The organism is Gluconacetobacter liquefaciens (genome assembly GCF_003350405.1).
Classification (GTDB): domain Bacteria; phylum Pseudomonadota; class Alphaproteobacteria; order Acetobacterales; family Acetobacteraceae; genus Gluconacetobacter; species Gluconacetobacter liquefaciens.
Map to the genome: position 1 here is coordinate 141948 of NZ_QQAW01000008.1, position 20826 is coordinate 162773.

At 64.1% G+C, this 20826-nt stretch carries 14 protein-coding genes and 5 pseudogenes; 4 read left to right on the top strand and 15 right to left on the bottom strand.

Features of this window, described 5'->3' with window-relative positions; all coding sequences use genetic code 11:
• Positions 1-1512 (top strand): M81 family metallopeptidase, encoded by a 1512-nt coding sequence (locus C7453_RS14010; protein ID WP_114728172.1) that lies wholly within the window; start codon positions 1-3, stop codon positions 1510-1512.
• Positions 1513-1553: 41 nt separating this feature from the next.
• On the opposite strand, the gene C7453_RS14015 is transcribed toward C7453_RS14010, so the two are convergent.
• The 11 genes and pseudogenes from C7453_RS14015 to C7453_RS14065 all read right to left on the bottom strand — a co-directional run bounded on the left by C7453_RS14015 (position 1554) and on the right by C7453_RS14065 (position 16905).
• A complete protein-coding gene (locus tag C7453_RS14015) occupies positions 1554-2525 on the bottom strand; it encodes a 2-hydroxyacid dehydrogenase (RefSeq protein ID WP_114728173.1) in 972 nt (323 codons plus the stop codon).
• A gap of 19 nt (positions 2526-2544) precedes the next feature.
• On the bottom strand, positions 2545-4266 hold the full coding sequence (gene ggt, locus C7453_RS14020) for a gamma-glutamyltransferase (protein WP_255318212.1): 1722 nt from the start codon (positions 4264-4266) through the stop codon (positions 2545-2547).
• Positions 4267-4313: 47 nt separating this feature from the next.
• Positions 4314-5267: a type 2 periplasmic-binding domain-containing protein gene (locus C7453_RS14025; protein ID WP_211311072.1), complete on the bottom strand. Its 954-nt coding sequence runs from the start codon at positions 5265-5267 to the stop codon at positions 4314-4316.
• A gap of 61 nt (positions 5268-5328) precedes the next feature.
• Complete coding sequence (locus C7453_RS14030) at positions 5329-6591, bottom strand: MFS transporter (protein WP_114728175.1); 1263 nt, start codon at positions 6589-6591, stop codon at positions 5329-5331.
• 39 nt (positions 6592-6630) lie between these two features.
• Positions 6631-9015 (bottom strand): TonB-dependent receptor, encoded by a 2385-nt coding sequence (locus C7453_RS14035; RefSeq protein WP_170143232.1) that lies wholly within the window; start codon positions 9013-9015, stop codon positions 6631-6633.
• 148 nt (positions 9016-9163) lie between these two features.
• Complete coding sequence (locus C7453_RS14040; RefSeq protein WP_114728177.1) at positions 9164-10873, bottom strand: hydantoinase B/oxoprolinase family protein; 1710 nt, start codon at positions 10871-10873, stop codon at positions 9164-9166.
• Between the two features lie 26 nt (positions 10874-10899).
• The gene (locus C7453_RS14045) at positions 10900-12942 is read right to left on the bottom strand and encodes a hydantoinase/oxoprolinase family protein (protein WP_114728178.1); all 2043 of its coding nucleotides are present in this window, start codon (positions 12940-12942) and stop codon (positions 10900-10902) included.
• 61 nt (positions 12943-13003) lie between these two features.
• A pseudogene (locus C7453_RS14050) lies at positions 13004-14182 on the bottom strand (NAD(P)/FAD-dependent oxidoreductase); the annotation flags it as partial.
• Complete coding sequence (locus C7453_RS14055) at positions 14116-15510, bottom strand: FAD/NAD(P)-dependent oxidoreductase (RefSeq protein WP_114728180.1); 1395 nt, start codon at positions 15508-15510, stop codon at positions 14116-14118. The pseudogene C7453_RS14050 and the gene C7453_RS14055, both read right to left, overlap by 67 nt.
• Entirely contained in the window at positions 15504-15812 is a 309-nt protein-coding gene (locus tag C7453_RS14060) for a (2Fe-2S)-binding protein (protein WP_114728181.1), read from the bottom strand. Before C7453_RS14060 ends, C7453_RS14055 begins: the two co-directional genes overlap by 7 nt.
• Entirely contained in the window at positions 15796-16905 is a 1110-nt protein-coding gene (locus tag C7453_RS14065) for an NAD(P)/FAD-dependent oxidoreductase (protein WP_114728182.1), read from the bottom strand. The genes C7453_RS14060 and C7453_RS14065 overlap by 17 nt, the downstream gene beginning before the upstream one ends.
• Positions 16906-16996: 91 nt before the next feature.
• Between C7453_RS14065 and C7453_RS14070 the strand changes: the two genes are divergently transcribed.
• Both C7453_RS14070 and C7453_RS14075 read left to right on the top strand, forming a co-directional pair.
• Positions 16997-17881: a LysR family transcriptional regulator gene (locus C7453_RS14070; protein WP_114728183.1), complete on the top strand. Its 885-nt coding sequence runs from the start codon at positions 16997-16999 to the stop codon at positions 17879-17881.
• A 61-nt stretch (positions 17882-17942) separates the two neighbouring features.
• Positions 17943-18205 (top strand): annotated as a pseudogene (locus tag C7453_RS14075) (IS5/IS1182 family transposase); the annotation flags it as partial.
• Here C7453_RS14075 and C7453_RS14080 read toward each other — a convergent pair.
• A pseudogene (locus C7453_RS14080) lies at positions 18192-18668 on the bottom strand (IS3 family transposase); the annotation flags it as partial. The pseudogenes C7453_RS14075 and C7453_RS14080 overlap by 14 nt on opposite strands.
• A gap of 58 nt (positions 18669-18726) precedes the next feature.
• Here C7453_RS14080 and C7453_RS14085 point away from each other — a divergent pair.
• A pseudogene (locus C7453_RS14085) lies at positions 18727-19092 on the top strand (dioxygenase family protein); the annotation flags it as partial.
• A gap of 17 nt (positions 19093-19109) precedes the next feature.
• On the opposite strand, the gene C7453_RS14090 reads toward C7453_RS14085, so the two are convergent.
• The 3 genes and pseudogenes from C7453_RS14090 to C7453_RS18980 form a co-directional block, all read right to left on the bottom strand.
• Complete coding sequence (locus C7453_RS14090) at positions 19110-20147, bottom strand: ABC transporter substrate-binding protein (RefSeq protein ID WP_114728185.1); 1038 nt, start codon at positions 20145-20147, stop codon at positions 19110-19112.
• Positions 20101-20427 carry a TonB-dependent receptor gene (locus C7453_RS14095; RefSeq protein ID WP_245949050.1) on the bottom strand — a complete coding sequence of 109 codons (327 nt, stop codon included), beginning with the start codon at positions 20425-20427 and terminating at the stop codon, positions 20101-20103. Before C7453_RS14095 ends, C7453_RS14090 begins: the two co-directional genes overlap by 47 nt.
• A gap of 56 nt (positions 20428-20483) precedes the next feature.
• Positions 20484-20826 (bottom strand): annotated as a pseudogene (locus tag C7453_RS18980) (TonB-dependent receptor); the annotation flags it as partial.

Genomic DNA, 20826 nt, shown 5'->3' on the forward strand with positions numbered 1-20826 from the left:
ATGCGGATCGCGATCGGCGGCATCGGGCACGAAACCAACAGTTTCTGCCCGGGCGTCACCCCGCTGGAGAAATTTCTTGACGGCGGCGAGATGCCTCCGGCGCTGGAAGGCGCAGCGCTGGTGCCGACACTCGCCACACTTAATTTCGGCGCATCGGGCTTTATTCGTGCCATGCCAACGGCCCATTTCGTGCCGCTGGCATGGGGCCAGGGCGGCGCCGGCGCCCCGGTGGCCGACGCAGCTTTCGAATGGTTCGCCACCCGCATGACCGCGCGCCTGCGCGACGCGAGGCCGGTCGATGCCGTCTATCTGGACCTGCACGGCGCCATGATGACGGAGAGCTTGGCCGACGCCGAGGGCGAATTGCTGCGGCGCATCCGCCCGGTCGTGGGGCCGGACGTACCCATCGTCGCCAGCATGGATTATCACGGCAATCTGACGGTCGCGATGCTGGAGCAACTCGACGCGCTGTCATCCTACCGCACGTATCCGCATGTCGACCGGCATGATGCCGGCGCGCGTGTCGCCAGAATGCTGGAAGAGATCATGCGGCGAGGACGGCCCACGGCAAAACGGATCGCGCGCGGCCCCTTCCTGATCCCGCTGCCATTCGAAAATACCGACCGCGATCCATCCCGTTCGCTGGTCCGGCATGTCGAATCCGGTCCGCCGGGCGTCCTGTCGTTCGAATACGTGCCGGGCTTCGCCGCCTCCGACTTTCCCGAGGCCGGCCCGTCGGTCTTTGCCATAGGCTACGACCAGGACAGGGTCGATGCCGCCGTCACCACGCTGCACGGCCATCTGGTCGCCGCCGAGGACGCTTTCGCCGAGCCGATTCTCGACGCGGATCAGGCGCTGGCCGAGGCCGCGACCATCCGGCTGCAAGGCGCGCGGGGGCCCGTCATCCTGGCCGACACGCAGGACAATCCGGGCGGCGGCGGCACCGGCAACACGACCGGCCTGCTGCGCGCGATGCTGTCGGCGGGGGTGCGAAAGGCCGCGCTGGCCATCCTATACGATCCGCGCGCCGCCCAGGTGGCGCACGCCGCAGGCGTGGGGGCGGAGATCGAAATCGCCCTTGGCGGTCAGGACGGTCCTGTCGGCAGCGCGCCGCTGCATGGCCGCTTCACAGTCATGGCCCTGTCGGATGGCGGTTTCACGGCCACCGGGCGTACCGTGGGCGGCCGTCGTATCGCCCTGGGACTGACCGCCGTGCTGCGGATTGCCGGAATCGACGTCATCGTCGCCTCGATCGCCATGCAGCCTTACGACATCATGGTGTTTCGCCATCTCGGCCTGGAGCCGACCGGCTACGACCTGCTGGCGTTAAAGAGCACTGTGCATTTCCGGGCCGATTTCGCGCCGCTGGCAGCGGCGGTGCTGCTGGTCAAATCCCCCGGCCGGCACCTGGTCGACCTGCCGGACCATCCCTTCACCGCCCTCCGCCCCGGGATCCGACTGGGGCCGGGCGGCCCGGCCTTCGTGGCCCGTGGAGACAGATCTCCGTTGTGATCAGGCGACTTGCAATCATGGTCGGCCGAGTCATGGCGCCGTCAGACCAGGACGTCCCCGGCAGGCGGTTCGCGCCCCTGCGCGATACAGCGCAGATTATGCAGCATCCTTTGCACCGTCGCCGGATAGGTATCGGCTGAGACGGCCGAGATATGAGGCGTGAGAATCGCGCCCTCGGTCCCGATCAGGCGGTGGTCGGAAGCGATGGGCTCGGCCGCATAGACATCGACGGCCGCGCCGCGTAGCGAACCGATGGCCAGGGCCTGGGCTAGGTCCTGCTCGTTTACCAGTCCGCCGCGCGCCGTGTTGACGAGGATCGCCCCTGGCTTCATGCGCGCCAGGACGCCGGCATCGATCAGCCCCCTGGTCTGCGGCGTCAAGGCGCAATGCAGGGAGACGATATCGGCCGCGTCGATCAGCGCGTCGAACGTGGCGAAGCGGGCGCCCAGATCCCGCTCCTCGAGCGCCGGCAGGGGCGTGCGCTTGGTATAGAGGACGGTGCATTGGAAGCCGCGCAGCAGGCGCGCCAGTTGCTGGCCGATGAAACCGAAACCGATCAGGCCCACCGTCTTGCCTGTCAGGAGCATGGAGCGCGCGCCGAGCGGGCCCTTGAGCCACTGGCCGTTCTGCACCCCCACATGGCCGGCCACGATATTGCGTTGCAGGGCGAGGATCAGGCCCAGCGTCGTCTCGGCCACGGCGACGGCGTTGCTACCGGTTGTGCGTAGGACCCGCACGCCGGCGGCCCGCGCCGCGTCGATATCGATATTATCGTATCCCACGCCCCATTTATGGATGGCCCGAAGCCCTTCGGCAGCGCCGGCCGCGATCATTTCAGCCGTGACGGGGACGTCGGCAGTGATGACGGCATCGGCATGCCGCATGGCATCGATCTGATCAACGGGATCGCGGCTGCGGGCGGTCGAGAGCGTGAAATCCGGCGGCAAATGCTCCGCAAAACGCCGCAGGCCCGCCTCCGTCAACGGATCGAGAATGGTCAGGCGGACTGGCATGGTCTTTTCCTCGGGAGTGTCAGGACGGGCGGCCAACGGGGGCGGCGGTCTCGTCGGCGGCTGAAATGTCGGGTGCGCGGTCGGGCCAGAAACGAATGCCGGGCCTGGTGGGGCCACCCCCGAACGCCATGACCGTTCCGTCGGCCCGCCAGCAGGCGGAGCTTTCCATCATGCCGTCGGGGTGAAAAGAAATGACGCTCATACCGCCACCGATATGGGGCTTGCGGCGCACATCGTACCCGCGCGCCGCCAGGGCATCGCGCGCGCCGTCATAGGCGGGTTCCAGTTCGACCTCCTGCCCCTGGGTCCATAGGCGCGGGGCCTCCACGGCGTCCTGCGCGCACATGCCGTGGTCGATCAGGTTGACGATCGCCTGGAACACGGAAGGAAAGATCCGCAATCCGCCGGGCATGCCCAGCGCGAAGCGGGGGATCCCTCCCGCGCAGACGATCATCGGTGCCATCGAGGTGGGCACGCGCTTGCCGGGCACAATCGACAGGGCGCGGCCCGGATGGGGGTCGAAATTGCTCATGTAGTTGTTCGGAATGATCCCGGTTTCAGGGTCCATGAACCGTGCCCCGAACAGGCCGTTGATCGTATGCGTGGCGGCCACGATATTGCCGTCGCCATCGGCGATCGTGATATGGGTGGTATCCGCGCTTTCATGCCCCAGTGGCGGCAGCATCGCCGGCAGGGCACTGCGGGCGCAGCGCCCCAGGCAGTCCATCGCATAGGATTTGGAGATGAGGCGCGCGACCGGAACATCGACAAAGTCGGGGTCGCCGCTGTAGCGACGCCGGTCCTCGAAGGTCACGCGCATGATCTCGGCCAGCAAGCCCAGCCGTTCCGGACTGTCGAACCCCAACCCCGCAACGTCGAAATGCTCCAGCATGTTCAGCATCTGCACGACATGCACGCCCGACGATGCCGGCGGCGGCGGCCCCACGATCTCGAACCCGCGATAGGATCCGACGATCGGGGCACGATCGACCGGGCGGTAGGCGCGCAGATCGTCTTCTGACAGCCAGCCCGGATCGACGGAGCGGGCGACAGCCCGGACCAGCGACTGCCCCAGAGCCCCCCCATGAAGGGCCGCGGCCCCCTCGCGGACAATCAGCTCCAGGGAGTCGCCATAAATGGGCTGTGCTAGGCGGGCCCCCGTCGCAAGCGGCCTGTCATCGGGCAGGAATACCGCGCGCATCGCGGCATCGGCGGCAAGATCGGCGGCATGTTCGGCAATGGCGCCGGACAGATAGGGCGTGACAGCGAAACCGCGTTTCGCGAGCCTGATGGCCGGGGCCACGACATCGCCCAGCGGCAGACGCCCGAAGCGCGCATGCATGCCGCACCAGCCGGACAGATTGCCCGGCACCGCCACCGATGTCGGGCCGACCAGGTTGCGGCGCCCCTTTGCCTCCATGTAACGATCGGGCGCGTCCGAGACCGGTTCATACTGCCCGGGCGTCATCGACGCGGCCGCACAGGACAGCGCGTCGATGACGACATGCTCGCCGGATGCGAGCCGCAGATGCGACAAGCCGCCGCCCGCGATGCCGACCATCATCGGCTCGACAACGGTCAGCGCCAGCAGCGCCGCCACGGCAGCATCGATCGCATTCCCGCCGTCCGCCAGCATCTCCATCCCGGCTGCGGTGCCGAGCGGGTGGTTGGTGGCCACAACCCCCTTCTTGCCGATGACCGGTGTTTTCTGACTGATGAAAATATCCGAAAAATCCGTCACGATTCCAATACCTCCATGCCACGGAACGGTAAGACCCGATTGCTCCGTCAGGGGAAGATGTCGGACACGTCCATCGGCTCGGCGAGAATGTTCTGGACATGCAGTTCGGCGAGGAAATCCGCGATCATAGTCCGGTTGATCTCCACCCCGCCATCATCCCACTCCGGCCTGAGGTTCCGGGCGATCGTCGCAAAATCATCCAGGACCCACGGCGTGGTATCGGCATATTTGAACCGCTTGGCCAGCCAAAGCGCCTTGGCACGCGCGAGCAGGCAGCACAGTTCCGCCGGCAGGTCTGGATGGCGGCTGACGATATCAGGACTCAGGACAAGCAGATGCATGCCCGGCACATAGCCGACCTCGCGATAATAGGTCAGTTCGTGCGTCCTGTAATCGGGCAAGAGATGCCGGAAAGCCGACCCGGAGTCATAGAATCCCGCCGGAAGGAAGGGGGTGAAGACAGCATCCAGGAACCCGTCGGCAAGAAGGGACATCAGGGACCGTTCGTCAGGAGCGGCCTCCAACCAGCCGGGGCGGCCGAAGCCGGACAGGCGGTCGACGACCGGATGCGCGTCGGTCAGTCTTCCTGCGTACCAAGATACCTGCTCCAGGTCGACACCCTCGCGCCGAAGCAGGGCGCGTGTCCAGCTATTGCCGGAATCGGGCCAGCCGGTCACGCCGATGCGCCGCCCAGCCAGATCTGCAATACGGCCGAGCGTGGCGTCCTGCCGGACCAGGATGCAACGATGGCGAAATCCCCGCATCAGGAAATACGGTACGCCATACTCGCCACGGTTGCCACGCGCGCGACGTCGTACATAGCCGCTGAAGGAGAGTTCGGCGCCGTCGAACGCATGCTGTCCCTCAACCGAAGGCAGCAATGTGCCGACCCGCGTGATTTGGACGTCGAATCGTTCCGAACGGACCTCGCCCAGCAGAAGCGGCGTCAGGTAGTCCCAGTCGCGCAGTGCAAGCCTGATCGTTACCGATGCACCCATCATTCCATTCCCTAGCCTCTGTCCGTCGCGCGCCAGCGCGATGCCTTCGTTCCTGCAATGAACGTCACGCGACGTCCGCCCCCTTGCGCACGGGCACACCATCAAGGCGGTCGACGGCACGGGCATGCCGATGCGCCAGTTGCCACACGACTGCCCCCAGCCCCCCCAAAATAGCCACCACCAGGGAAACAGACCGCCAGCCGCCGAAATACTGGAAAGCCATCTCGTATCCCACGGGTGCTGCGGACGATGTCAGGTTTCCCGCCAGAGCGACGACGCCAGCAGCAACCGCCGCGCCCCATTCGAACCGCTGCACCTGGGTCCAGGTCAGCACTTGGCAAAGACCGATGGATAGCATGCATATGGCGAACATCCCGATACACAGGACGAGATCGTCGCACAGGATGCCACCGCCCAGCCCGAATGCAGCGATAACGATGGCGATGCAGCCCATGCGGGTCTGCTGGCGTACCCCGAAGGTCGGATACGCTTTTTTCAGGCTTCTGATTCCTGCCCCCCAACCGATGGCCGCGACGTAAAGCATCAGCCAGGGCAGTGAAAATACATGCCCCGCCGTCGTCGCACTCAGCCCGAATCTGCTCATGACGAAATGAGAGAAGGTGACGTGAAAGAAGCTCTGCATGCAGCAGACGATGCCATAGAACAGTGCGACCGGCGTGACGCTGAGGATCTTCCCCGCGTCGATGCGCGTTCGCGGCTTCACATCCGTCCCTGCTCTGTCGAACGAGGCAGCCCCATACAGCAGCAGGACAAGGATGCTCAGACATACACCCACGGAGCCGAAAATTTCAAAACTGCCACGCCATCCGAAAAGGTTCATGAGCCACGACGTGAGCCATCCGCTGGCGGAGTAGCCGATATAGAGCGATCCCAGCAGCACAGAATTCGCCGCCTCGCGATCCTTTTCGGAAAAAAGGATCTTGAGCGCCAGAATGGACGCCACCCAATCTGGCGCCTGCCCGACGCCCAGGGCGATGCGCGCGGCGGCAAACGTCCAGACGGAGTTCGGCAGCCCGGTTGCTAATGTCGCGAGCGACCATAGGAGGCAGGCGCAGAAGATCGCCCGACGGACACCGATCCTGTGAACCAGCCACCCCGCCGGTACTTGCAGCAGAGCATAGATGGCCGTGGCAGTCGTGATCAGTGCGGCCATGACCACCCCCCCGATCTGCAGGTCACTGCGCACGAGAGGCGAGCATACGGTCAGCGCATTCCTGTCCACCCCCAGCAGGAAGTTGAGCGGCGCGATGATCAGGAACAGAATGGCCCATCGGTTCCTGAGAAGTCCCGACCGTAGCAGCTTCATACAGATCCTCCAGCGGAGTGACGCAACAGATGTCCAGGTTCAGAAATCCGACGACACGTTCATCATGACCCCAAGCGGGGCCGCCATGTAATAGGCAGGCGTACTGGCCGCGATCGCCGTACCGTTCACACCCTTCATGGCCGTGGCCGTGCCCACCACGGTCGCCACTGAACTGAGGTAGCGGACATTGGTAAGGTTCGTGAAATTCAGGCTCAAGGTCGAATTGTGCAGTGGCCCGTATGAGGGGAAATGGTAACCGAATCCCAGATCGACCGTCTTGTAGGCCGGCATGCTCTGGTTATTCATGAACGTGGAATACTGGGAATCTACCCATTTGAACGAGAGGTTGGCGTAAAATGGCCCCTTCTGGTAATTCAATCCAATATTGGCCATGAATTTGGGCGACTGCACGGCGATCTTGCCAGCCGTCGGCAGGGCGTCGTTTCCTACCCTGAAGTTATTATCCATCGTGGCATGCAGGAACTGCCCGTTCACATAGGGGGCAAGTCCCAGATACCGGTTGCCGGCGATTTCCGCCGTCACCCCACGCGCGGTCTCTCCACCCATCGAGATCGCCTGACTGACCTGCGCGCCATTGACCGACACCAGTGTCGAAACCTGATGATTCGTAATGTTCATATTAAACAGGGCAAGCGAGAAATTAACCAGGCCATGATAACGAAAGCCAAGCTCCTCGCTGATCGCGTATTCAGGCTGCTGGGCCTCGTTACCCACCTGCGACAGCTTACCGGTCGAGATCGAATAGAGGTTGGGATACGTATTCGCCGGCATCGGCACGCGGGTATTGGTCGTAGCGTTGAAATAGACCTGCATCTCCCGGTTGGGCATGTAGGATACGCTCATTCGCGGCATCGGCCGGCTGAAGCTGGTATCATAGTGATATTGTGGACCCGGCGCCTGGTTCGTGCCCGAGAGATTGAACAGCATCTCCTTGAACCCCGCGGCAACCTTCAGTCTATGGTCAAGGAAATCCTGCGAATCCGTCACATACAGCGAATGGAGGTTATAGGATTGCTGGTAGTGCGACCCGGCGATCACATCTCCATCTACGGTTCTCAGAACATATTTTCCGAAATCGTTCTCGGTCTCGCCATTCTGATCCATCGGGGCGAGGCCGCCCAGAGTGGAGATATTCCAATGCTCGTACCAATACCCGACCGTCAGCCGGTTATTCCGTGTAATATCATAATCGGCATAGAGATTGACGCCCGTGGTGTAGATATTCTGCAACGTGTTGGTCATGGCGGAAAATTTTGTCTTCGCGGCGTCCGTGAAATAGACGCCGTTCGTATCGGCCGTGACCTTTTCCGTACCGTTGTAGATGCTGTTCGTGGATAACGACGTCTGACCGGCGGCGTCACTCTTCTCCCAGCGCATATAAGGGGTCAAATGCAGACGCAGATTGTTCGTAACCTGCCACCAGTTCTGGAAGGATGCCATGGCATCCTGATATTTGTAGATGTTGGGCTTCCAGTAATCGGTCGTCGTTCCGGGCGTATACGTGCTCGAATAATTCAGGGCGGAGAAACCATCGCCCAGATCGTTCGCCTTCTCCCAGCCGGACAGGGTCACGGGTTTCGAGCGCGCGATATACCAGTCGTCAAAAGAGAAAAACAGGGAGCTTCGCGCCTTGTCTCCCCAGCCCTTGACTGCCTTGTAATCGATATGCGTCCGGTGGCTTCGACCGCTGCCCGAGAAATTATCGGAACCGACATAGGAATAGGACCCGAACATCTTGATGCCGGTATTGCCGATATAGCCTGAATCCAGCCGTATGAACCCACGCTGAGCTCGGTACGACCCCGCCGCGTACCCGACATGGCCGCCCATCTTGTCGGAGGGATCGCGAATGGTCTCAATAACCTCGCCGCCCGTCGCGGTGGCGACCGGGTCGTAGATGCGCGAAGTCCCTTGTAGGACCGTGATATCCGAGACATTTTCGTTATCGGCCCAAGTCTCGATATAGGGCTGGTAATACACCATATCAATGCCGGGCATGCCTTCGATGGTCCAGCCGATCTCGGTCTGGTTCAACCCTCGGATATTGAAATTCTGCCGGTTGGACAGGCCAAATGTGTCGGATGTTCCGTAATTGACGCCTGGAATGTTCTGGATGACTTGCAGCGGACTAGCCGCCGCAGCCTGCTGGGAGATATATTCCGCGCTAACTGAACTGCGAGATTCCGGCGCGACCTGCCTCTTGAAACGTCCGCCGGCGAAGCGCGCCACCGCGCGCACTTCCACAGCCTCGGCATCCCCTGGCGCCGCAACACCAGAGGCCGCCGAAGAAGACTGTTGTTTCGGCGTCTCTGCCGCGGACACGGGCTGCGCCACCTTGCTTTTTCCGTGCATCTTCTGCGCGACCTCATCTTCCGCCATGGCGCGGGACAGGGGGTTCAGCATCGAACAGCCGAGCAGCGCAAACGACAGACAAAGACGAGAACGTAAGAGATCATTCGATCGCAACATCAGTCTTTACTCCGATTCATCCGTTTATTTATAACTATACCGAAACAATATAGGCAAAGCACAGTCTTCTATTATTGTTTGGCTACACGTCCATATCGTCCGCGACCTTCAGAACGTCTCCGTAATCTTTGGCGGCGGCTTCACGCGTCACCACGCCATTCTTCAGATCCCGCGCCAGGGCCGCCGCCGCGCGGGTATGCGAGGGACCGAAGCCACCGCCCCCTGGCGTAGCAAAACGCACCACCGTCCCGGCCGACAGTGCCATGGCATCGACTTTGGACGGCATCGTCCGGATATTTCCGTTCTCGTGCAGGGTCAGTGCGCCACCGGCCCCCATACCCCCTCCATGCACGCCGTCGGCACCGAATTTGTGGGAGTCTGACCGCACGGACAGCACCGTGTCGTCACACAGGATGCGCAATTGCCGCACGATTCCCAGGCCGCCGCGATGGCGCCCGCTGCCGCCGGAATCCACCGCCAGCCCATATTCCTCGACCAGAAGCGGGAATTCGATCTCGAGCACTTCGCTTGGTAGGTTCAGGCTATTCGTGACATGGACCTGCACGGCGTCCATGCCGTCATGGTGCCCGGTGGCGCCAGCACCGCCGCCGACGGCTTCGGCATAGACGTAATACGCCCCACTGTCGGGGTGGCTGCCGGACAACGAGATGACGGGCAACACGTCGTTGCTGGACGCAATCACATGCTCGGCCGGCAACAAGCCGCGAAACGCCCCGAACACGGCGCGAGCCACCTTCTGGCAGGTGATGCTGCGCGCCCCGCATGCCGCGGGGAAATGCGGGGACACGACGCTTCGCGGTGGCACCATAACCCGCACCGCGTCGAACAATCCGCTGTTCGGCATCAGGTCCGGGTCCAGCAGTGCCTTGACGCAGTAATAGACCGAAGCCCTCAGGGCATTTTCGCTGACATTCATGGCCCCAGCTACCTGCCCGTCCGTGCCCGCAAAATCCACGTTCAGCACGCCGCCGTCATGCCAGACTGTCGCCACGATCTTGACCGGCGCCCCGCCGATACCGTCATCGTCCAGCCAGCTTTCGAAGGTGCAGCGGTCCCGCGGCAGCGCCGCCACATGGCGGATCAGCCGGTGCGTGGTGTAGGCTAGCAGATCCTGCACCGCCGCCTGGGCGTTCGCGACCCCCATCCGCTCGAACAGCGCCCGCGTCTGTTCGCATCCCAGCCGGTTGACGGTAACCTGCACCCGCAGGTCGAGCGCGCGTTCGTCCTGCAGGCGCGAATTCGCCGCGATCACCGCCAGCAGATTGGGATCCACCTCCCAGTCCTGTGCTATGCGCACTACAGGCAGGCGGATGCCTTCCTCGAAGATGCTTTTCGCCCCCGCGGCGATAGAGCCGGGCACGACGCCGCCGACATCGGTATGGTGGCCGATATTGGCGACGAAGGCCACGATGGCACCCGCGTGGAAAACCGGGGTGACGATGGCGATATCAGGAAGATGCGTGCCGCCGGCTAGATAGGGGTCGTTGCAGATGAAGCTGTCCCCGTCGCGCATTTCCGAGAGCGCCACGCGCGCCAGCGTCGTTTCCACCGCGCCGAGCAGTGATCCGAGATGGAGGGGAATATGCGTTCCCTGTGCCAGCAGGCGGCCCTCCGCATCGAAGATGCCGACGGAGAAATCGCGCCTTTCCTTGATCTGCGCGGAAAATGACGATTTCATCATATGAATCGCCATGACTTCGGTAATGGACAGCAGGCGGTTGCTGAACACTTCCATTCCGACACTGTCGGCGGGTCTCGCGGCGTCGCTCATTTCGTCTTGTTCCCCTGTGGCCGGCGTCAGAATGCGTCGTCGATGATGATGTTGCCGTACTCGTCGATCCTGCCCGTCTGGCCTTCGAGCAGAATCGTTGTCGAACTCATCTCCTCGACGATGGCCGGCCCGTGCACGGCCTCGCCCACCGCCAGGAGGTCGCGCCGGTAGATGTCCAGCGACTGCCATCCGCCATCGCCCAGATAGACCTCGCGCCGTTCTTTGAGCGCGTCCGCCAGGGGGCCGCCGCCGGTCAGCAGTGCCGGGCTGTCCTTGGGGATGCGCCCCACCGCCTGCACCCCGGCGCTGACGATCGCGATCGGCCGGTCTTCGAAGCAGGTGCCGTAGGCGACCATGTGCGCGCGATGGAAGTCCGCGCGGAACGTCTCCACCGACGCCATCGGCGACAGGCTGACGCTGACCGGGATTTCGTGATTCTGGCCGACATAATAGGCATTGATGGTGGCGTTGAAGACCCGGTCCGCCTTTGCGATGGTCTCGCTTTCCAGCCAGGCGTCGCCTTTCCGGGTCAGGGCCCGCAGGGCGTCGGTCGTCACCCCCCATCCGGCATCGTCGGCGCGTTCCAGCAAGGTCTGCGAGAAATCGAGGCTGATATCGGACATCAGCGTGCCGCGCGCGCACATCGTGCCGGGTTCGCGCGGGATGATGATGCGCCTGATCTCGGCCTCACGCGCGACTTCCGTCGCATGAAGCGGACCGCCGCCGCCGAAGGCGAACAGCGCGAGCGTGCGGATGTCGTACCCCTGCTCGACCGTCACGGCGCGAATGGCGCGCGCCATGTTCGCCGCCGCGATGCGGATGATCCCGTACGCGGCTTCCTCGGTCGAGATGCCGAGCTTGTCCGCCACATGCCGGTCGATGCTGCGGCAGGCCGCCGCCCGGTCGACGGGCAGGCGCCCGTCGAGCAGCGCTACCGGATTGAGGCGGTTGAGCACGATATTGGCGTCGGTGAGCGTCGGATACTCTCCGCCCTTGCCATAGGCGGCGGGGCCGGGCACGGCACCGGCGCTGGTCGGCCCGACCTTGAGCCCGCCGCTGGCATCGACATGGGCGATGCTGCCGCCGCCCGCGCCGATCACAGTGATGTCCACCATCGGCAGGCGGACAGGATGGCCCGCGACCTCGCGGCTGCGCGTGAAGCGCGGCTGGCCGCCCGACACCAGCGAGACGTCGGTGCTTGTGCCGCCGACATCGAACGTGACGATATCCGGCACTCCGGCCAGCGAGGAGACGATGGCCGCGCCGATCACCCCGGCCGCCGGCCCCGACAGGCAGGTGGCGACGGGGAAGCGCCGGGCCGCCTCCACGGGCAGCAGGCCGCCATTCGAATGGATCGTCATCGGCTCGACTGCGATGCCCAGCGTGCGCGTATCAGCACAGAGATGGTCGAGATAGTGGGCCATTTTTGGTCCGACATGGGCGTTGAGCGCGGTCGTCGACGTGCGCTCGAATTCACGAAATTCGGGCAGAACCGTCGACGAGCGGGAGACATACAATTCCGGCCAGCGCGCGCGGATGAAACGCTCGGCCTCTTCCTCGTGCCGTGGGGCACGATAGCTGTGCAGAAACGAAATGGCGACGGCCTGCACGCCGTCCTTCAGCAGCGCCTCGACCGCCTGCTCCAGTTCGCCGCGGTCCAGCGGGCTCAGACACTCGCCCGACGCCGTGACGCGCTCGCCGATCTCGATACGATGCCGCCGCTCCACGATCGGCTCGGGCTTCTGCTTCAGGAAATCGTAGAGATAGGGCCGCGTCTGGCGGCCGATCGCCAGGACGTCGCGGAACCCCCGGGTGGTGACCAGCCCGGTCTTCACGCCCTTGCCCTCGATGATCATGTTCGTCGCCACCGTGGTGCCGTGGCCCAGATACGACACCCTGTCGGCGGCGATGCCGCGCGTTTCCAGAATGGTGCGAATGCCCGTCAGGATCGCTTCCGACGGATCGTGGGGCGTCGATGGCGTCTTGAAATAGAACAGCGCGCCGCCTGCGGATTCGGAGACGGTGAAATCCGTGAAGGTTCCGCCGACATCTATTCCTATTCTGACCATAGAGGCCTCCGTTGAAAGACTGTTTTCGGCTTGCGGGTTCGGGACGGACATCAAGCGCGCTTCACAGAGAAAGACGGGCGACATCGAAGGCACCGATGTCGTGGGACGACCGGCCGCGCGTGATCCAGTCGGCCACGATCTCCCCCACAACGGGCACGAGTTCGAATCCATGCCCGGAAAATCCGAACATATGAAAAATTCCGGGTGCCCGGACCGAGGGCCCGATGACCGGGAGCAGATCGGCCGGCGCGCCCTCCAGCCCGGCCCAGGCGCGTACGACCTGCACGGTGCCAATCGCGGGAAACAGCGCCCGGGCCGATTGCGCGCCCTTGGCCAAGGCGTGAAAATCGACCTGTGTCACGCCCGTTTTCAGATCGGCGGAGCCCTGGAGGCCGCCGCCGATCACCAGCGTACCCTGCGACGACTGCTTGAAGGACAAGGTGCGCCCGGCCGCGCTGACGACGGGCCGGATCATCGGGGTCAGCCGCTCGGTGACGAACACCATCGACGCCTTGTAGCCGAAGCGGATGGGCTCGCCGATCATCCGGCAGACATGCCCGCCCCAGGCCCCTGCCGCGTTGACGACGTGGCGGACCTGCCACGTACCGGCATCGGTGACGACACGCCATCCGCCGGCATCGGGTTCCAACGCCGTCACGGCGATGCCCTCGCGGATGGTGACGCCGCACCCCTCGGCCGTCCGGCGAAAGGCGGCGATGGTGCGATGCGGGTCCGCCGCGCCATCGCGCCGCGCGACCAGGCCGCCCACGCAATGCGGACTGATCATCGGCACCAGCCGGCGCAGTTCGGCCGCATCGATCAGTTCCTCATGATCGAAGCCCATATCCCGCGTCAGGCGAGCTCGTTCGGCCAGACTTTCCATTTCCGCTGGATTCTCGGCGACCTTGATCTGCCCCGATCCATGGAATCCGCAATCGTCGCCGACCAGATCTGCAATCCGGTGCCATCGTTCCAGCGCCACCAGCGACAGCGCGATCTCCGCGGGGTCGCGCCCCAGCGTGCGCACGCCGGCGGCCGTCGCGCCGGATGCCCGCCGCCCGACCCAGGACCGTTCGAACACCACCACATCCTGGCCGCGAACCGCCAGCGCAAGAGCGCAGGCCAGGCCATGCAGTCCGCCCCCGATCACCGCCGTCGTCGCCTGGCTTGCCATCATGGCGGCGCAGCCTCCTCCGCCAGGCTCGCCACGTCGCACAGCCTGACCGGCTTGAGCGGCGGCCGGACCCGGAACGGTTCCACATCGCCCATCGGCCGGGCTTCCACGTTGGCGATCAGCGACGCTACGGTGTAGGCGCATTGCCGTCCCTGGCAGGGGCCCATGCCTGCCCGCGTAAAGGCCTTGAGTTGGTTCGCGCCGACGCTGCACGACAGGGCTCCACGCAGGTCGCGCACCCGCAATTCCTCGCAGCGGCAGACGATGGTGTCGTCGTCGGGCAGGAACACGTTCTCCCGCGGCATGAAGATCCGGTCGAGGAAGGCGCGCGGGGCCAGCGCCCTCGCCAGAGCCTTGCGGCATGCCGCCTCGGCCCCTTCCTGGCCGGCGGGCAACCTGCCCAGCCGGGACAGGATGCGCAGGGCGGCCAGCCTGCCCCGCTGAATCGCAGCCTCGGCCCCGCCGATTCCCGCCGCGTCGCCGGCGACCAGGATCCCGGGTACGCTGCTCTCGCCCCATTCGTTCAGCACCGGGACATAGGCGGCCTGCCCCGCATGCCACCGGGTCTGGCAGCCCAGGCTGCGGGCGGTGTGCAATTCGGGCACCACCCCTTCGTGAATCAGCAGCAGCGAGGTTTCCACCTCCTCGACCCGTCCGTCCGCCGTCCGGTAGCGCACGCCCTCCACACGGTCCGTCCCCAGCGCCTGTAGATCGACCACGCCCCGCACATAGCGCCCCGCGCGGCGGTGCAGGTCGGCGTACCAATAGGCCCCTTTGGCAAGTTCCCGCCCACTGCGCAGGACGGCGCCGGCCGCCAGCCGCGCCGCCCCCGCCAGCGGGGCAGGCATCCTGGTGTCGAGGAAGCCGGCCACCGCCCCCCCCAGCCTGACGAGCTGATGCGCGTAGAGCAGCGCCAGCGGACCGCATCCCGCGATCCAGACCGGCGCCGCAGGCACAGTGCCGGGGGCCTTGAGCAGGATCTGCGCCGCGCCCACGGTCATGACGCCGGGCAGCGTCCATCCCCGGAACGGGGCCGGCCGTTCTTGCGCGCCGGTGGCGATCAGGATTGCGGACGGCTGGATCATCAGGGTGCCGTCGGGGCCGGTCACATACGTCCTGAGCGTCGGCTCGATCTGCCAGACACGGGTGGACGGCCAATAGACAGCACCGCTCTCGCGGAACGCGCGCACCGTCGCCAGACCGGACAGGTACGGCGCGCCCAGCGCTCGGCCGCGCGCCGTGCCGGCATTGGCCTCGATGCCGCGCCAGATCTGGCCGCCCGGCGTCGGCTGCTCGTCGACGACCATGACCGACAGCCCGGCGCGCGCCGCCACCACGGCGGCACTCATGCCCGCCGGGCCGGCGCCGACGATCAGCAGGTCCGGCTTCAGCATGACGGCACCACGTGGCGCGCGCCGATCTGGCGGCGAATCTTCATGCCGTCGCGCACATAGGTCTGACACGCGCGCAGCAGGCCTTCGCCCTCGACCAGCATCAGGCAGTCGAAACAGACGCCCATCATGCAGTACGGCGCCCTGCGGGCCTGCGAAACAGGCGTGGCGCGGCACCAGGCCTCCGCCTCGCGCATCAGCACCGAGGCCACCGTTTCTCCGGCACGGGCGCGCACCGGCTGACCATCGAGATCGATCGTCACCGCGTCCTCCCCGCTCCGCCCCTGTTCAAGCAGCCTGAACATCGAATCTCCTGGCGCTGAATTTTTCCATTTCGTGCCAACTTCCGCGCCCGGCGATGCGCTGCGCCAGCGTGCGCGCGTGGTACGCGGCAAGCGTCACGCCCGAATGGCAGACGCAGGCATAGGCGCCGGGAAATGCGGCGCTGCGTTCGTAAAGCGGCGCGATGTCGGGCGTGATGACGCGGCGGCCGCTCCATTGGCGGACGAGCGAGACCTGCGCCAGATCGGGGAAGACCCTGATGGCGCGCGCCGTCAGACCGGCGGCGGCGGCGGCGGTGGTGCCGGGGTCGAAACCCACATCCTCCTTCGTCGCGCCGATCATGACGGTGCCGCAGGCCGTCTGGCGGATTCTGTCCGACGGATAGGCCAGAAAAGGCGCCATACGTTCGGTCACGATGATCTGCCCGCGCTGCAACGTGAATGGCAGCGTCATGCCCAGCGGCTCTGCCAGCACGCGGCTGGCTTCTCCACACGCGATCACCACGCGCGCGGCATCCACGTCTCCGGTTTTCAGGCGAATGCGGAATTGCCCGCGCCCGGTCTCGATCGCCTGGACGGACTCGCTCCGGCGGATCGTGCCGCCGCGATGCGCGAAGGCACGCTGGAGGGCCAGCAGCAGACGCAGCGGATTGACATGCGCGTCCAGGGTCGAAAAGGCGGCTCCCGTCACCTCGGGCCCCAGGCGGATACCGGGATGCAGCCGCTCCACCGCGCCACGCGAGAGCATCTCGATCCCCGTGTCCGCCATCTGGGAGGCGAGACGGGACAGAATCGCCTGGCGGGCTTCAAACTCCTCATCCCCCAGGCAATAGGCCAGCCCTCCGCGCCCGACGAATTCGACGGGGACGCCGCTCATGTCCTCGATTTCCTTATGGAAACTCCGCCATTCCTGAACAGATTCGCGGGACAGGCGCTGGTAGGCGGGCATGCCCACGCCCTTGCTCTGATACCAGACTAGGCCGAAATTGGCTTGCGCGGCACGCGGGTCGCCATCGCTGCCATCGAGCAGCAGGACATCGTCCAGACAGCCGGCCAGCCCATAGGCAATGGCCGAGCCAACGATCCCCCCCCCGATGACCACGCAATCGACGACCATGCCAAATCCTTTCGATATGAAAACATTGCTGGGAAAGACATAAATTGTCTAAGACCGTTTTTGACCAAAACCATTCCAAAAGGTTATAAGCTTGACGAAGCCATTGAATTTTCGACAGATCGAGCTCTTCACGGCGCTGATCGAACAGAAAACGGTCAGTGCCGCAGCGGCCCATCTGAACATCTCACAGCCGGCGGCGAGCAAGCTGCTGCGTCACCTCGAAATCGACACGGGACTGGACCTGTTCGAGCGGACCAAGGGCCGCCTGTGGCCGACGGCCGAGGCCATGACACTCTATGAAGAGGTCTGTTTCCTGCATCGCGGGCTCAACAAGGTCGAAGACATTGTCCGCGCGATCCGCCGCAGAAAGAACAGGGAACTTGTCATCGGCGTTCTGCCTGCGCTGTCGACGGGCTTCATCGGCCGCGCCGCGGCGCTCTATCTGGAGAGAAACGCAAATGTTCTTCTCAATATCATCTCGCTACCGTCGATCGACATCGTGCGCGGCATCATGAACAGAACCATTGATGTCGGACTGATCGGCGCCCAGGGCCATGAGGCCGGGATCACATCCGTTCCTCTGATGGAACGTCCGATGGTATGCATCATGCCCCGCGACCACCCGCTTGCGGCCAGGACGGTTATCATGCCGCACCACCTGGCGGATGTGCCCTTCATTTCATTCAATCTGGAATCCTCGACATCCCGGCTGGTGCGCGATGTCTTCGCGCAGGAGGACGTGACGCTGAATGTCGCGCATGTCGTCAATACCGCGACACTTCTTCTCTCGCTGGTGTCGGCGGGCTTGGGCGTATCGATCGTTCATCCCTTCTATATTCCGCCGGATGAGCCGAATATCGTCATCCGCGAATTCTCCCCGAATATGCAGTTCATGTTCCGGGTATGCTATCTGGCCGAAAGAAGGCCACACAGCCTCACGCGCCGCTTCGCCGATATCGTCCGGCTTCTGGACTAGGGTCAGTACACGCTCCAGTTGCATGCCGTATGCAATCGCCCACTACCCGCGCACAGATCTCATGATGGGCCGCTCCGACGTGCATGAACGTCGGCAAGCCTACAATGTCCAGGCCGTGGTTTGTGCCGAGGGCTGCCAGTTGATCTTGGACCATGGGGTCGTCACGACCACGGCGGACGCGCCCAGTTTCGCCGCCACCATCCTGGGCGTAGGGGAGAAGAGAGGAGAGGAGAGGAGAGGATCGGCCCGCCACAAATCGTCTTCGCCGACACGGGCTGCGCCAGCGGCAAAGCCCTCAAAACGTTGCAGGCTAGGGGCGTGGATCGGCGCCTGAAGCGTCCCAGGTTTCCCGGAGGCTATTTGGTTTGAGTGATGCAGCTCTATCGATCATCTCAAGTGCTGCATAGTAATTGGCTTCGGCCTCGGCGGCCGGGATATAGCCGATGGGACCGGAGAGGCGGCGGTTATTGAGCCAATCGACCCAGCGCAATGTTGCCATTTCTACGGCCGACACGCCGGGCCAAGAGGACAGGCGCCAGATGACTTCGGCTAGGCGTTGGGTGTAGGTGAAATCGACCACCCACAGGGCATTCGGCCGGCTCACTCGGAATTCACGGTTCACCTTGTCCTGCGGACATGAGGTCTTAGGATTGCTGATGGTCGTAACCGTCTTCTTCCCGCGCCGAATGCCGGCCAAACCCATGGCGCGCATCAGGCGCTCCACGGTGCATTTGGCCTCCTGGATACCTTCACGGCGCATCTGATGCCAGATTTTGCGCGTCCCGTAGGAGCCTCCGGAAAGCCCGGGACGCTTCAGTCATGGTCGTCGCCGAACGCCGCGGGCTCATTACGAGTTGGCCCGGGCCCTGCGTCTGCTGCGCGAAGAGGGGATCCTGATCATCGGCACCGGCAACATCGTGCATAATCTGGGACGCATGAATTGGGCGCGGCAGGATTGCCCGCCCCATGACTGGGCCGCCCGGTTCGAGGACCGGATCGTCCAGGCCGTGATGGCGGGCGATGTCCAGCAGGTGATCGAGTACGAACAACTGGGCGACGCGGCGCTTCTGTCGGTTCCCACCCCGGATCATGACTGGCCGCTGCTCTATACGGTGGGCGTCGCGCGTGACACCGATCGTGTGGTCTGCGCGCCGAGCCATATCGAGCATGGCTCGTTGAGCATGACCAGCATCGCGTGGTGGCCCGAATAGGGCCTATATCCGACCGGTCATTGTCCAGAATCGCAGGTCATGTGGTGCAGGAAGCGGGTCGTGTAGAGGGTCGAGAAATCCATGTGCGGCGGATAGAGGCCCGTTGGCTGCATCTGCTGGAAATAGGCGTTCCAGCGCGCGGCGGTCATGATGCCGATGCCTTGGGTCCGGGCGTCGCCGCCTTCTATAAGCTGGTATTGCCGCATGGCGGCGACGGCGTCGCTGGCGTTCTGCTCGGTATAGTCTGGATTGCCGGCCATAATCAGGCGGTCGGTGCCGGTGCGGTCGCCGTGCAGATACAGGCACCAGCCCTGAAGGGTCGCGTCCAGAAAACGCTGGACGATCTCGGGATGCTGATCGACCAAGGCACGGCGGGCGACGATGATCGGGCCGTAGGAACTGTAGCCGGCATCGGCCAGGGGAAAGACGCGGATCGGCACGCCGGCGGCATGGAGGCGGGCGACGTCGTTGGTCAGGTAGCCTTGCTGGGCGATATGCGGCGTGGCGATGAACAGCGTGCTGTCGCCCGTATAGCGCCGCACCTGACTGCTGGTGTAACCGAAACGGCCGACCAGAAAAGCCCAGTAATTATCTAGCGCCTCAGGGCTGATCATGATCGGATAGCCGCGCAGATCGACCAGCGAGCGTGGAGCGTCCGGCCCGTCATGCACGATGATGGCGGTCGGCTCTTTCTGGTAGATGGCGGCGATCGCGATATATGGCAGATGGACGTTCGCCATATCCAGCGCGACGCCGCTGTTGAAGACATTCACGAAATCATATGCGCCGGTGGCCAGCATCATGACCGCCCCGTTGCGAGCGTTGCCCGGAACGATCTCGACATCCAGCCCGGCCCGGTCATACAGGCCGTTGGCCTGGGCCGCGAAGAAGCCGGCGAAATCGGCCTGCGGCAGCCAGCCCAGCGCCACGCGCAGATGTGGTCGTGGCGCCGCCATGGCGGATGTCGCGGCCAGTGCCAGGGCCGCGACGATCGCCCGCAGATACAGACTAGAACGAATAGGAGACCGTCCCGAAGATCTGGCGCGGCGGAACATATTGCTCAACCGTCTGGCCGCTTCCGTATGGGTCGGTGTAGCGCGAATTGACTCCGGCGAAATTGCTGAGATTCGAGCAGGTGACCGCGAACAGCCAATGCATGTGATCGGGCTTGTACGACGCATAGAAATTCCACAGATTATAGGCCGGTGTGTGGTCATACAGCGGATTATTGTAGACCCGCGACTGCAACGGTCCGCGATAGATATACTGGATCCGCGTCAGCAGCTTGCCGTAGGGAACGTCCCAGGTATAGGCGGCGGAAATCGATCCCTGCACGTGCGGCATCTGTCGCGGCCAGTGCCAGGGCCGCGACGATCGCCCGCAGATACAGACTAGAACGAATAGGAGACCGTCCCGAAGATCTGGCGCGGCGGAACATATTGCTCAACCGTCTGGCCGCTTCCGTATGGGTCGGTGTAGCGCGAATTGACTCCGGCGAAATTGCTGAGATTCGAGCAGGTGACCGCGAACAGCCAATGCATGTGATCGGGCTTGTACGACGCATAGAAATTCCACAGATTATAGGCCGGTGTGTGGTCATACAGCGGATTATTGTAGACCCGCGACTGCAACGGTCCGCGATAGATATACTGGATCCGCGTCAGCAGCTTGCCGTAGGGAACGTCCCAGGTATAGGCGGCGGAAATCGATCCCTGCACGTGCGGCATCTGCGGC

Excerpts from the sequence above, each read along its gene's own strand:
- C7453_RS14010 (WP_114728172.1), top strand. The coding sequence starts at position 1 with ATGCGGATCGCGATCGGCGGCATCGGGCACGAAACCAACAGTTTCTGC.
- C7453_RS14015 (WP_114728173.1), bottom strand. The coding sequence starts at position 2,525 with ATGCCAGTCCGCCTGACCATTCTCGATCCGTTGACGGAGGCGGGCCTG.
- C7453_RS14025 (WP_211311072.1), bottom strand. The coding sequence starts at position 5,267 with ATGATGGGTGCATCGGTAACGATCAGGCTTGCACTGCGCGACTGGGAC.
- C7453_RS14030 (WP_114728175.1), bottom strand. The coding sequence starts at position 6,591 with ATGAAGCTGCTACGGTCGGGACTTCTCAGGAACCGATGGGCCATTCTG.
- C7453_RS14035 (WP_170143232.1), bottom strand. The coding sequence starts at position 9,015 with ATGCTGAACCCCCTGTCCCGCGCCATGGCGGAAGATGAGGTCGCGCAG.
- C7453_RS14040 (WP_114728177.1), bottom strand. The coding sequence starts at position 10,873 with ATGAGCGACGCCGCGAGACCCGCCGACAGTGTCGGAATGGAAGTGTTC.
- C7453_RS14045 (WP_114728178.1), bottom strand. The coding sequence starts at position 12,942 with ATGGTCAGAATAGGAATAGATGTCGGCGGAACCTTCACGGATTTCACC.
- C7453_RS14055 (WP_114728180.1), bottom strand. The coding sequence starts at position 15,510 with ATGCTGAAGCCGGACCTGCTGATCGTCGGCGCCGGCCCGGCGGGCATG.
- C7453_RS14060 (WP_114728181.1), bottom strand. The coding sequence starts at position 15,812 with ATGTTCAGGCTGCTTGAACAGGGGCGGAGCGGGGAGGACGCGGTGACG.
- C7453_RS14065 (WP_114728182.1), bottom strand. The coding sequence starts at position 16,905 with ATGGTCGTCGATTGCGTGGTCATCGGGGGGGGGATCGTTGGCTCGGCC.
- C7453_RS14090 (WP_114728185.1), bottom strand. The coding sequence starts at position 20,147 with ATGTTCCGCCGCGCCAGATCTTCGGGACGGTCTCCTATTCGTTCTAGT.